The sequence below is a fragment of the Anaerostipes sp. CAG:276 genome (assembly GCF_000432215.1).
GTDB lineage: Bacteria > Bacillota > Clostridia > Lachnospirales > Lachnospiraceae > Anaerostipes > Anaerostipes caccae.
On record NZ_FR889188.1, the window covers coordinates 30,997 to 43,662 of the forward strand.

At 47.0% G+C, this 12,666-nt stretch carries 11 protein-coding genes and 1 pseudogene (1 of these 12 only partly in view); 1 reads left to right on the forward strand and 11 read right to left on the reverse strand.

What is annotated here, in order from left to right; genetic code table 11:
* Positions 1 to 81: 81 nt before the first annotated feature.
* Together QVP35_RS07815 and QVP35_RS07820 are read right to left on the reverse strand one after the other, a co-directional pair.
* Positions 82 to 915, reverse strand: a complete 834-nt coding sequence (locus tag QVP35_RS07815; RefSeq protein ID WP_009289908.1) for a YitT family protein — start codon at positions 913 to 915, stop codon at positions 82 to 84.
* Between the two features lie 71 nt (positions 916 to 986).
* Entirely contained in the window at positions 987 to 2,249 is a 1,263-nt protein-coding gene (locus tag QVP35_RS07820; protein WP_006568559.1) for an LCP family protein, read from the reverse strand.
* Between the two features lie 115 nt (positions 2,250 to 2,364).
* Here QVP35_RS07820 and ymfI point away from each other — a divergent pair, with 115 nt between their 5' ends.
* Positions 2,365 to 3,087: an elongation factor P 5-aminopentanone reductase gene (ymfI, locus tag QVP35_RS07825; protein WP_009289909.1), complete on the forward strand. Its 723-nt coding sequence runs from the start codon at positions 2,365 to 2,367 to the stop codon at positions 3,085 to 3,087.
* A gap of 1 nt (position 3,088) precedes the next feature.
* On the opposite strand, the gene QVP35_RS07830 is transcribed toward ymfI, so the two are convergent.
* The 9 genes and pseudogenes from QVP35_RS07830 to secA all read right to left on the reverse strand — a co-directional run.
* Positions 3,089 to 5,230: a Tex family protein gene (locus QVP35_RS07830; protein ID WP_022260989.1), complete on the reverse strand. Its 2,142-nt coding sequence runs from the start codon at positions 5,228 to 5,230 to the stop codon at positions 3,089 to 3,091.
* 12 nt (positions 5,231 to 5,242) lie between these two features.
* A complete protein-coding gene (locus QVP35_RS07835; protein ID WP_022260990.1) occupies positions 5,243 to 5,722 on the reverse strand; it encodes a deoxycytidylate deaminase in 480 nt (159 codons plus the stop codon).
* Between the two features lie 70 nt (positions 5,723 to 5,792).
* On the reverse strand, positions 5,793 to 6,995 hold the full coding sequence (locus tag QVP35_RS07840; RefSeq protein WP_009289913.1) for an aspartate kinase: 1,203 nt from the start codon (positions 6,993 to 6,995) through the stop codon (positions 5,793 to 5,795).
* 22 nt (positions 6,996 to 7,017) lie between these two features.
* Entirely contained in the window at positions 7,018 to 8,217 is a 1,200-nt protein-coding gene (locus QVP35_RS07845; RefSeq protein ID WP_009289914.1) for a cofactor-independent phosphoglycerate mutase, read from the reverse strand.
* 17 nt (positions 8,218 to 8,234) lie between these two features.
* Positions 8,235 to 9,449 (reverse strand): homoserine dehydrogenase, encoded by a 1,215-nt coding sequence (locus tag QVP35_RS07850; RefSeq protein ID WP_009289915.1) that lies wholly within the window; start codon positions 9,447 to 9,449, stop codon positions 8,235 to 8,237.
* A gap of 5 nt (positions 9,450 to 9,454) precedes the next feature.
* A complete protein-coding gene (locus QVP35_RS07855; RefSeq protein WP_006568552.1) occupies positions 9,455 to 9,898 on the reverse strand; it encodes an ACT domain-containing protein in 444 nt (147 codons plus the stop codon).
* A gap of 259 nt (positions 9,899 to 10,157) precedes the next feature.
* Positions 10,158 to 10,469: a hypothetical protein gene (locus QVP35_RS07860; protein WP_006568550.1), complete on the reverse strand. Its 312-nt coding sequence runs from the start codon at positions 10,467 to 10,469 to the stop codon at positions 10,158 to 10,160.
* Between the two features lie 72 nt (positions 10,470 to 10,541).
* Complete coding sequence (gene prfB, locus QVP35_RS07865) at positions 10,542 to 11,645, reverse strand: peptide chain release factor 2 (protein WP_006568549.1); 1,104 nt, start codon at positions 11,643 to 11,645, stop codon at positions 10,542 to 10,544.
* Positions 11,646 to 11,657: 12 nt separating this feature from the next.
* Positions 11,658 to 12,666, reverse strand: a pseudogene (gene secA, locus QVP35_RS16600) (preprotein translocase subunit SecA) (it continues 1,585 nt past the right edge of the window).

Consider the following 12,666-nt stretch of genomic DNA (forward strand, 5'->3'; position numbering starts at 1 on the left):
CCCTTTCTTATTTCCGACCTTTTCTAATACTATATAGCAAAATATACAAAAAAAAAAGAGAAAGATAGTAACTTTTTTATTTTATTGTGTATAATCCACAAACCCCTCCCCTATTGTCTCTCTTGTGTCAGATATAATCACAAAGGCTTTCGGGTCTGTTTCCATGACGATCTTCTTTAGCACAGGCACTTCCTTCTTTGATACGATGCACATCAGAGTTTCTTTGCTCTGTCCGGTATAAGCTCCCACAGAAGAAAGCTTGGTCGCTCCCCGGCCCATGCGAAACAAAATCTGTTCCGATATCTGTTCCTGATGCCGGCTGATCACAAACACCAGCTTGGAAACCTGAAAGCCTTCGACCACACTGTCTGTGATCTTCGTAATCCCATATATGACAAGAAGCGCAAAACTTGTTTTCTCAACACCGAAAATAAAAGCGCCGAACAGGACGATCGTGCCGTCCAGCATCCCAAGAAGCATAGGAATGCTTACATGCGGAAAGACAACATGCAGTAAGAACGCCATCAGATCCGTTCCCCCCGTGGATGTCCTTTCCTTCATCACCAGCCCAAGCCCGATTCCCATCAGGATGGCCCCCAGAATCAGATTGACATAAAAATCTTTCGGGAAAAATGAGAATCTGGGCAGAACACCTAAAAAGACGGTCAGCATAATATCGCTGCATATAGTTCTGAGCATAAATTTTTTTGTCTTATAGCGGAATGCAAGTATAAAAAGAGGAACATTCAGCGTGACGTTCGTCATCCACAGAGGGATGCTCCACAGCTTGTCAAAGATGATCCCAAGTCCGCCGAAACCGCCTGTGACGATTCCGAACGGCTGGAATACTGTATTGGTAGCTGCCGCCATGCAAAATGTTCCGATTATAATACTGAATGCTTCTTTTCGTTTCACCGGACGCCTCCTAACATAAACATCATCGTTTATGTTAGTATGGCCTCTTTTAAACCCTTTATTCTGTCCTGCTAAATATCATCGTTGGTTCCGAGGATGATGCAGATCTGCGCACCGCTGTCCACGCTTCCGACTTCAATCGTTGGATTTTTAAAATACTTCTTCAGGTCTTCGCCCATACCCTTTTTCGCAACGATAATCTTTGTGTCTGTCAGTGTTCCCTGCCGGTTCGTCTTAATGCTTCCAACCGTGAATCCGTCTCCCGAAAGCTTGTCTTTCCAGCTTCCCGCAAGGCCGCTGATCCTCGTGGAATTCTGAATCTCAATAGAGATTCCCTTGGAAGACACTTCTGTCTCTTTTTTCTTTTCCGTTGTTGTTTTTTCCTTCTTTGTAGATTTCTCTGAGCCGGATGATTCCGGAACTTTCCCGTTTTCTGAGAGGAGTTCATCAAACATCTCTTTCGTCTTCTTTGTATCCAGCTTAAAGTTTTCCCCTTCGTCGGAGCCGGACAGGATCTGATAGGTAACGTCCTTAGCGCTGACCTCATGCATCCTGCTCAGATTGTCTTTGATGCTGTCGTATGACACATTGCTCTTTGCATAACTGCCATAATAATCTTTCGCAAACTTTTTATAGTCGTTTAATGACTTCTTGTTGATGCTCTGGGCTATCTTAACAGTCAGTTCCCCAACCAGCGCGATGTGCTCATTCTCGTCGCTGAACTGGCTGCTGTCCAGGATCATTCCCAGTGCCTGATTTCCGTTGATTGTGTTATTCCCCGCAGGAATATGAACCAGCATCTTGTTCTGGTCTTTGTATGCCACTTCATTTTCGAGATCCAGTTCTACTTCTCCGGCATTGTTCACTGCCTTTGTGAAATTCTTCTGTGACAAGCTCTCATAGCTGCCGATGGTAATTCCCAGAGTCTTCTCTACCTGCGCCTTGATGACTTTAATATCCTTGGCCTTTGCTGCCAGCTGCTCAACGGTGGCCGTCTTCGTGTCTCCGCCCATGGCTTTGACTCCGTCGTTGTCCAGAGTCAGTATGGTGTCCTTTCTGATCGGTACGAAAACCATCTGTTTATCCTTATTATGATAGATGCGGATCGATAAGGCATCTTTTACTCTCACCAGGGATACATCTACTCTTTCCTGGCTCTCTGCCTTTAACGCCTCCGCTATCTTATCTTTTTTGTCCTTTTTAAATCTATTCAGAAAAAATGCTTTACTTCCTGCAAAAGAACCGATTCCTACCGCCGCTGACAGTACAATGACTACCAATATCCGCAGGATGATCGCCCCGGCTCCTGCTTTTCTCCTTGCTCTTCTGGCCATTTCCCATGCTCCTTCCCTTGAAACTCCGTTCAGTATACCAAATAAATCGATTTATTTCAACAAAACTATATGCTATACTCTCCTTAAAGTTTTCTTAAATCCAGGAGGAGAAGCTATGAATACAGTACTCATCACAGGCAGTTCCAGAGGCATCGGCAGAGAAACGGCTCTGGTCTTTGCCCAAAACGGCTGGAATGTGGCCATCCACGGTTACCGTCATCCCGAACGCCTCGCATCTCTTGAACAAGAGATCAAAAGGCTGGGTGTCCAATGTCTTTCTTTTACAGGCGATATCTGTGATTCCTATTTTGTGGAACAGATGATAGCAGGAACTATCTCCTGTTTCGGAGGGCTGGACTGCCTTGTGAATAATGCAGGTATTTCCAGGGTGGGTCTGTTTACTGATACCTCTGAAAAAGACTGGCAGGAAATGTTCCACACCAATGTGATGCCGCTGTTTGCCTCCTGCAAAAGTGTCCTTCCTCATATGATCCGCCGGCAGTCCGGTACGATCCTCAACATATCTTCCGTATGGGGCGGTGCAGGCGCCTCCTGTGAGGTGCTGTACTCTGCCGCCAAAGGCGCTGTCAATACGTTTACGAAAGCCCTGGCAAAAGAGGTTGCCCCCAGCAATATCTCCGTGAACGCAATAGCGTTCGGCATGATTGACACAGAAATGAACTCCGGATTCACCGAAGAAGAAAAAGACATGATCCGGCAGGAGATACCGGCAGACCGGATTGCCGGTCCCAGGGAAGCCGCAGAGATGATCTATCACACCTGCACAGCTCCCCGGTATCTGACGGGAGAGATCATCACCTTCTCCGGAGGCTGGTAAATCAGGACTTTCTCATAGAAAGCTGTATTCTCTTTTTCTCCAGATCCACACTCAGCACGGTCACGTCCACCACATCGCCCACACTGACCACTTCCAGAGGATGTTTTACAAAACGGTCGGCCATCTGGGAGATGTGCACCAGCCCATCCTGATGGACTCCGATGTCCACAAAGGCTCCGAAGTCGATGACATTTCTCACGGTGCCTTTCAGCTTCATGCCTTCCTTCAGGTCTTCCATCTCCATGACGTCCGTCCTTAAAATCGGTTTCGGCATATCCTCTCTCGGATCACGCCCCGGCTTCTCCAGTTCCTTCACAATGTCACGGAGTGTGATCTCTCCCACACCCAGTTCCTCGGACAGTCTTTGATAGTCTGTAATCTTCTTTCCTATATCCTGAAATCCCTGACTGGAAAGTTCTTTCACGGAGTAGCCAAGACTCTGCAGAAGCTGATCTGTCTCTTTATAAGTCTCAGGATGCACTCCGGTGGCATCCAGCGGATTCTTTCCGCCGGAGATTCTTAAAAATCCCGCGCACTGTTCATAGGCTTTGGGCCCCAGCTTGGCAACTTTTAAGAGTTCTCTCCTGTTCAGGAATTTCCCGTTTTCTTCCCGATAAGAGACAATGTTTTTTGCCACTGCTTTAGATACACCGGACACATATTCAAGCAGAGAAGCTGACGCTGTGTTTAAATCTACACCCACTTTATTTACTGTCGCCTCTACGACACCTGTCAGAGCCCCGGAAAGCTGTTTCTGGTTCATGTCATGCTGGTATTGTCCCACACCGATCGCTTTCGGCTCGATCTTTACCAGTTCCGAGAGCGGGTCCTGAACTCTTCTCGCAATCGAGGCTGCGCTTCTCTGGCCCACATCGAAATTCGGAAATTCCTCTGTCGCCAGTTTGCTCGCAGAATAGACTGAAGCCCCGGCTTCATTGGTGATCACATACTGTACCGGTTCTTTTATCTCTTTTAAAAGTTCCACCACAATCTGTTCTGATTCTCTTGAGGCAGTCCCGTTTCCTATTGAGATCAGCGTAATCCCATATTTTTTAATCAGGTTTTTTACTGTCTTTTTGGCTTCTTCCACTTTGTTCTGAGGCGCCGTCGGATAGATTACCACCGTATCCAGGACTTTTCCTGTCGAATCCACTACAGCTAATTTACATCCCGTTCGGAACGCAGGGTCCCATCCTAGGACGACTTGTCCCGCGATCGGCGGCTGCATGAGAAGCTGCTCCAGATTTTTCCCAAAAAGCTTAATAGCCTCCGCCTCTGCCTGTTCCGTCAGTTCATTTCTGATCTCCCTTTCGATGGAAGGTGCGATCAGCCTCTTATAACTGTCCTCGATGGCCTCCAGCAAATATTTTGTAGTTGGATGCTTCTGCTTCTTCACCACATTTCTGGCCAGATAAGCCGCAATCTTTTCATTGTCAGGCTCGATCTTTACAGAGAGGAATCCTTCTTTCTCCCCGCGGTTCATAGCCAATATCCTGTATCCGGCAGCTTTTTTTACCGGTTCTTCAAAATCATAATACATTTCATAGACAGACTTCTCTCCCTGCTTTTTCGCGCCAGACAGAATTCTTCCATTCTCTTTAAAGGATCTTCTGATCCATTCCCTGTACTTGGCATCGTCCGAGATCATCTCCGCGAGAATATCTTTGGCTCCCTGCAGGGCTTCCTCCGGTGTTTCCACGCCTTTTCCCGGATCTGCGTACTCTTTGGCATCTTCTTTGGGGTCATTTGATGCCTGCAAGAAAATCAAATTTGCAAGCGGTTCCAGTCCCTTTTCTCTTGCAATCATGGCTCTCGTCCGTTTTTTCTGCTTGTACGGACGGTACAGATCTTCCACAGTGACTAAGGTCACCGCCTCCTCAATCTGCTTTTTCAGTTCTTCACTCAGCTTGCCCTGCTCCTCGATGCTCTTTAAAACTGCATCTTTTCTGTCCTGAAGATTTCTTAAATACTTCAGTCTCTCGTCCAGATTCCTGAGTGTCTCGTCGTCCAAAGAGCCGGTCATCTCTTTCCGGTACCGCGCGATAAACGGTATCGTATTTCCCTCGTCAATCAGCTTGACTGCCGTCTCCGCCTGTGTTCTTTTGATTCCCAGCTCGTCTTTTAAAATATTGATGATATCCATTTTCCCATTTCCTTATAAGTGCAGTTCTATTATCTGGTCTTTTGGTTCAAACTGCCGGTACTTCACACCGGCCATGTCAAACATCTTCTTGGACGCAACCGTCATGTCGTCATCGGCGTACTTGTCCTGCATATAGATCACTTCTTTCATTCCGCTCTGAATGATGGCCTTGGCACACTCATTGCACGGAAATAAAGTGACGTAAACTCTCGCTCCATAGAGGGAGCCTCCCCCGTAATTTAAAATGGCATTGAGTTCTGCATGACAGACATAGAAGTATTTTGTATCGAGAGGTTCTCCCTCCCGCTCCCACGGCATGTCATCGTCATGACATCCGGTCGGCATCCCATTGTAGCCCACGGATAATATTTTATTCTGGTCGTTGACAAGACATGCCCCGACCTGCGTGTGGTCATCCTTGCTCCTCTGGGCAGAGAGAAGCGCAACCCCCATGAAATACTGATCCCATGATAAATAATCTGTTCTCTTCATCCTGATCTCCTTTCCTTCCGGGTCAAAAAACACCGCCCGGACTGCAGGCGGTGTTCCCTTTCACCTTTTCTTATAGTTCAAATGCTTCGTGTGCCGCATTCATGGCTTTCACCATATCATCCCGGTCCACAATCACTGTCACCCGGATCTCTGATGTTGAGATCATACGGATGTTTACGCCGACTTCGTAAAGTGCTTCAAACATACGGGCAGCCATGCCGGAATGTCCGATCAGGCCGCTTCCGATGATGGATACTTTAGCCACATCAGTGGTGGCATCTACATCGGTATAGGATCCCAGCGGCAGATGCTCTTTGATCGTATTTACCGCCAGCTCCGCATCTTCTTCTTTTACCGTGAATGAAATGTCTTTCTTGCCATTCTGTCCCACGGACTGGAGAATGATGTCGATATTGATATTCTTCTTTGCAAGGATATTGAACAGACGGAATGCTACTCCCGGCTCATCCTCGAGTCCGGTCACAGAGATCCGTGCCGCATCATCGTCTCCGGCAACACCGCTGATCTCTGCCTGAGGCATCATAATTCTCTCTTTGACAACCGTTCCTTCCTCTTTTGTAAGACTGGAACGGACAACCAGCTGTACTCCGTGCTTCTTGGCAAGCTCCACAGAACGGTTATGGAGAACTCCCGCACCGAGTGTGGCCATCTCCAGCATCTCATCATAGGTGATCTCCTGAAGTTTCTTCGCTGTGGTAACTTTTCTTGGATCCGCGGTGTAAACACCGTCCACATCCGTATAGATCTCGCAGGCATCCGCATTCAATGCTGCAGCCAGGGCAACGGCTGTGGTGTCTGAGCCGCCGCGGCCCAAAGTCGTATAGTTGTCGTAACGGTCCACACCCTGGAATCCTGTCACGATAACGATTTTTCTCTGTTCCAGCTCGTTAAAAATACGGTCCGTATCGATTCTCTTAATCCTGGCGTTGCTGTAAGCGTGGGTCGTATGCATGGCTACCTGGAATGCATTCAGGGAAACGGCCGGGATTCCCATAGAGTGCATCGCCATCGCCATCATGGCAACGGATGTCTGCTCTCCTGTGGTCAGAAGCATATCCATCTCCCGCTTCGGCGGATTCGGATTGATATCCTTTGCCATCGCGATCAGTTCATCTGTCATCTTGCCCATTGCAGACAAGACAACCACCACGTCATTTCCTTTCTGATATTCTTCAATGCAGCGTTTTGCCACATTTAAAATCCTCTCTTTATTTCCTACGGATGTACCTCCGAATTTTTTAACAATTAACATTGCTGCCTCCTAAAATTTTCTCTTATTTTTGTAATAGCCGGCCCATCAGATCATGTCCGTGTTCCAGAACGAGTCCTGTACTCTTTGCTGCCTCTTCGCTGTATTCCTTCTGCCCATTCGTTTCCTTCGTGCTGTCATATATCATAAAAGGAACCGGGTCTTTGGAATGGGTCCGTATAGAAATCGGTGTCGGATGGTCCGGCCCGATGAGCATACGGAACTCCTCTCCGCGCTTCTTCAGCTCCTCTGCGACGACACGGATCACCTGGTCATCAAGAAATTCAATAGCTTTTACTTTATTTTTTACACTTCCCTGGTGTCCCATCTCGTCAGGAGCTTCCACATGGATATAAACCACATCCGCCCCGTCTTTTGTCAGAGAATCCACGGCCGCCATTGCTTTTCCTTTATAGTTGGTATCGAGTCCGCCTGTGGCCCCTTCCACATCTAAATTCAGCATGTGCGTACCGACCGCGATACCTTTCAGCAGATCTACAGCGGATACCATGGCGCCTTTCTTCCCTGTTTTTTCCTCAAAATCATCCAGCGCAGGACGGGTGCCCGCACCCCAGAACCAAATGCTGTTGGCCGGATTCAATCCCATCTCCCTGCGTTTTTCATTGATCGGATGCCGGTCTAAAATATCAAAACTCTTCTCCATCATCTCCCGGAGCTTTGTCTCCTTGGGAAGATACTCCCCAATCTGCTTTCCTAATATATCATGGGGCGGCGTCAGGTCCACTGTCTCTCCGCGATCCCAGATCGTAAGATGGCGGTAGCTGACTCCCGGATAATATTGAAACTCTTCTGTCTCTAATTCCTTTTTCACCGCATCGATCAGAACCTTAGCCTCTTCTGTTGTAATCTCCCCGGAGCTGTGGTCAATGATAGTCTTCTCTTCATAGGCCTCATCTTCTGACAAGGTGACAATGTTGCAGCGCAGAGCAATATCAGTATCCTTCATATCCACTCCGATGGAAAGCGCCTCCAGCGGTGATCTTCCGGAATAATACTTCTGCGGGTCATAGCCAAGCATAGCAAGGTTTGCCACGTCACTTCCGGCCGGAAGGTTCTCCGGCACCGTGTAAGCGATCCCCTGTTCCGATACCTTTGCCATGGCATCCATGACCGGAGTCCTGGCCGCCTGAAGCGGTGTTTTTCCACCCAGTTCCCCGATCGGTTCATCGGCCATTCCGTCTCCCAACACAACAACATACTTCATAAACTAGTCCTCCAAATCTATTTTACATTTATACGGATCATGCCCAAAACGGAATTAAACGCTTTGATCTTCTCCTGATAGTCTTTTTCTTTCATTGTCAGTGTAACAAATGCAAATTCATCTGTCACCCCTTCTGCTGAAACTTCTTCTACATCGCCAAAAACTTCTTTTACCTTTTCCCTGTCGCAGTCTTTTGGAAGGCGCACAAAAAATTTATGTTCAAAATCACCGATATCTGTGAGGTGAAGCTTTTTTTCACTCCAGATCTGCATAATATTTCTCTCTTTATGCTTTGCCGCATCGATCACGTCTGCCACAACTGCGCTGGCTGTCGGAAGCTTTCCTGCCCCCGCTCCGTAAAACATCACGTCGCCGATGACATTTCCGTTTACAAAAATGCCGTTGAACACATCGTTGACGCCGATCAGCGGATGGTCCCTGCCGATCATCATCGGGCATACCATGGCATATACATTGTCACCGATTTTTTTGCTGGTTCCCAAAAGCTTAATGCTCTTATTCAGGGCTTTTGCATATTTCATATCAGTTTCTGTGATCTTTGTGATACCCTCGGTATGTACATCCTCATAATCCACCTGCATGCCGAATGCCAGTGAAGTCAGGATTGCAATCTTTCTGCACGCATCATATCCCTCCACATCCGCCTCCGGATGAAGTTCCGCATATCCTTTATCCTGAGCGTCCTTTAACACCTCATCGAAGTCAGCCCCTTCATCGGCCATCTTTGTTAAGATATAGTTTGTAGTCCCATTCAGTATACCTGTTATTTCATTGATCTCATCGGCTGTCAGAGACTGGTTTAAGGGACGGATGATCGGAATTCCGCCTCCAACACTGGCCTCAAACAGGAAATTCAAATTCTTGGACTTTGCCATGGCCAGAAGTTCTGCTCCCTTTTCAGCTACCAGTTCCTTGTTGGAAGTGGCAACGCTCTTTCCGTGCTCCAGCGCCTGCTTTGCAAACGTATATGCAGGCTCCACTCCGCCTAAGACTTCCACAACGATGCTCACATCGTCATCATTTAAAATGATATCATAGTCTGTGACTGCCTTTGACGCCACCGGCGTGCCGGATAAATCCCTCTTATCCAAAACATATTTTACCCGGATCGGCTCCCCGATCTTACGGTTGATGCTCTCGTGATTTGTCTCGATGACCTCCACAACTCCTGATCCAATGGTTCCGTATCCCAATACCGCAATATTTATCATCTGTTCTACTCCTTTGCAATTATTTTTACATATGTAATGTTGTCAAGCTTCTCCACACTCTCGATCATGGCAGACACATCAGTCTCCATGTCAACGATATCCACGCTGACTGTGAGCACTCCTTTTCCGTTGATCGGAATACTCTGATGGATCGTCAGGATATTGGCCTTGTAGTTTGCAAATACCTGAAGCACTGTGGCCATAACTCCCGGCTGGTCTTCCACCTCGATCACAAACGTGATATTTCGTCCCTTTTTGCTCGCATGAAAAGGAAAAATATCATCTTTGTACTTATAATAAGAACTCCGGCTGATCCCCACAGTCTCCGTGGCCTCCTGAATGGACTTAGCCTGTTCTGCATCCAAAAGCTTCTGCACTTCCAGTACTTTTAACAGAACCTCCGGAACCGCTTTCTTTTTAATGACATAATACTTTGAATCTTCTAACATAGTCCACCTCTGTGCGTGTGTTAAACACAATTGTTTTTCCACAAGATACTATCATATTTTTAAAAATTAAGCAACTGTTTCAAGAACAAAAGTGTGCTTCGCACACATCGCAAACCAATTTTTTCTAAACACAGCTTTTGTTCCGCACGCGAAGCTGTGCATCCTGCCGCAGGGCTTTTTATTCCATAGGACGAACTTTCCTATGAATAAAAAACGGACATACAACCGTGCAGATTGTATGCCCTGCAAAAACTCTTCCCTATTTCTTCTTCAGGCATCTGACAATCAGCCAGATGATGCACAACAGTGCCGCAGCAGAAAGAGAAATATATTTTGCCAGTTCTGCAGAAGTGAAATCACCTGCTTTAGCAACACTATCAACTTTCTTTACTTTAATTTTCTTTTCAAAAATTATATTATTTTTCTTATCACTGGCATGAACTGAAGAACTACTGACCTGAGAAACTCCATAATTCTGTTCCCTATTACTTTGAGCAAAAACAGATACAGACAATGTCATAATCATCACTGCTGTCAGCAGAATCCCTGTGTATATTCTGATATTTTTCATATAAAACCATCCTTTGTGTTTTATTAATCTACATGCAAAAATCCATATGAGGAATTTTATACTAAATTTAAATCAATCATTGCTCCATGCCAGGTATGCGTTCATGAAACCGTCCAGATCTCCGTCCAGGACAGCGGATGGATTGCCGCTTTCTTTATTTGTCCTGTGATCCTTCACCATAGTGTATGGCTGCAGAACATAGGACCGGATCTGGCTTCCCCATCCATTATCTCCCACATCTCCCCGGATATCCGAAAGTTTCTCCAGATGCTGCTGCTCTTTTAACAGATACAGCTTTGTCTTGAGCATCTTCATTGCCTGGTCTTTATTCTTATGTTGTGACCGTTCATTCTGACACTGGACAACGATCCCTGTCGGGATGTGCGTGATCCTTATGGCAGAGTCCGTCTTATTGATATGCTGGCCTCCGGCGCCGCTTGCTCTGTAAGTATCAATCCTGATATCTTCATCGGCGATCTCCACGTTCAGGTCTTCGTCAATCTCCGGCATCACGTCACAGGATGCAAAAGAGGTCTGCCTCTTTCCCGCCGCGTTAAACGGAGAAATTCTCACCAGCCGGTGAACGCCTCTCTCGGACCTTAAATATCCATAGGCGTTTTCACCTTTGATCTCTACCGTCACTGATTTAATTCCTGCCTCATCCCCGTCCAGATAGTCAATAACTTTTGTCTCGAATCCTTTTTTCCCGGCCCATCGGGTATACATCCGGTACAGCATACCGGCCCAGTCACAGGACTCGGTTCCTCCGGCTCCCGCATGCAGGCTCAGGATCGCATTATTCTTGTCATATTCCCCGCTCAGGAGAGTCGAAATCCGCAGATTCTCATAGGCTGTCTCAAACTCCGCAAATGCTTCCTGAGTTTCCGCAGCCAGTTCTTCGTCCTCTTCCTCCGACGCCATCTCGATCAGAGTTTCGATATCCTCAAACTGTCCTTTCAGCCCTTCATATCCTTCCACCTGATCCTTCAGCCCTTTGACTTCTCTTACTACCTTCTGGGACTCCTCCAGGTCCTCCCAGAATCCCGGAGCTTCCATATCAAGCTCCAGCTGCTCGATCCGCTCTTTCTTTTCTTCCAAACCAAGAGAACCGCTTAATTTCTCAAGCGGCTCCCGGTAGGAATTCAGGCTATATTTTAACTGATCTAATTCAATCACTCCTAAAACTCCTTAATTTCTTCCACAACAGTTTTTATATTTCTTTCCGCTTCCGCACGGGCACGGATCGTTTCTTCCGATCTTCTCCCCTTTTCTCTTATACGGCGTCTTCACGCTGCTGTCATCTTTATTAGTGCCTGTTACCTGGGCAACCTGCTCTTTCTCCACTTTCTGTTCAATCTCTACGTGGAACAGTGCTCCGGTGGTCTCTTCCTGGATTGCCTTCGTCATCACATTGAACATCTCAAAACCGGCCATGCGGTATTCCACTACCGGATCTCTCTGTCCGTATGCCTGCATGCCGATACCCTCCCGAAGCTGGTCCATATCGTCGATATGATCCATCCACTTGCGGTCAATGACCTTGAGGAGAATGATCCGTTCAATCTCACGGAGGTCATAGTCTTCAAATTCCGTTTCCTTATGGGCATACAATTCTACAGCCTCATCCTGCAGACGCTTTGTGAGCATCTCAGGTTTTCCTGCCTGAATCTCTTCCTGGGTCAGCTCGATCTTTCCAAACGGAATAATCGGGCGCAGCTCTGCATTCAGTGTATCCATATCCCATTCTTCCGGTGCCGCATCTTCACTGGCACACTGGTTCACATAATCTGCAATGGTTTCTTCCATCATATGAATCACAGAATCCTTCATGTTCTCCCCGTCCAGAACACGGCGGCGTTCTTTGTACATGATCTCTCTCTGTTCGTTATTTACACGGTCATAATCCAGCAGATTTTTACGGATACCAAAGTTATTATTCTCAATCTTCTTCTGAGCCTTTTCGATCGTCCTGCTGATGGATTTATGCTGGATTTCCTCCCCTTCCGGTATACCAAGGGCATTGTATACAGAAATCATCCTCTCAGATCCGAACAGCCTCATCAAATCGTCTTCCAGGGACAGATAAAACTTGGATTCACCGGGATCTCCCTGCCGTCCGGCACGTCCCCGCAGCTGATTGTCAATACGTCTGGATTCATGACGCTCTGTACCAATGATCTTTAAACCGCCCAGAGCG

Coding starts and splice junctions, on each gene's coding strand:
- QVP35_RS07820 (WP_006568559.1), bottom strand. CDS start 2,249: ATGGCCAGAAGAGCAAGGAGAAAAGCAGGAGCCGGGGCGATCATCCTG.
- ymfI (WP_009289909.1), top strand. CDS start 2,365: ATGAATACAGTACTCATCACAGGCAGTTCCAGAGGCATCGGCAGAGAA.
- QVP35_RS07830 (WP_022260989.1), bottom strand. CDS start 5,230: ATGGATATCATCAATATTTTAAAAGACGAGCTGGGAATCAAAAGAACA.
- QVP35_RS07835 (WP_022260990.1), bottom strand. CDS start 5,722: ATGAAGAGAACAGATTATTTATCATGGGATCAGTATTTCATGGGGGTT.
- QVP35_RS07840 (WP_009289913.1), bottom strand. CDS start 6,995: ATGTTAATTGTTAAAAAATTCGGAGGTACATCCGTAGGAAATAAAGAG.
- QVP35_RS07845 (WP_009289914.1), bottom strand. CDS start 8,217: ATGAAGTATGTTGTTGTGTTGGGAGACGGAATGGCCGATGAACCGATC.
- QVP35_RS07850 (WP_009289915.1), bottom strand. CDS start 9,449: ATGATAAATATTGCGGTATTGGGATACGGAACCATTGGATCAGGAGTT.
- QVP35_RS07855 (WP_006568552.1), bottom strand. CDS start 9,898: ATGTTAGAAGATTCAAAGTATTATGTCATTAAAAAGAAAGCGGTTCCG.
- QVP35_RS07860 (WP_006568550.1), bottom strand. CDS start 10,469: ATGAAAAATATCAGAATATACACAGGGATTCTGCTGACAGCAGTGATG.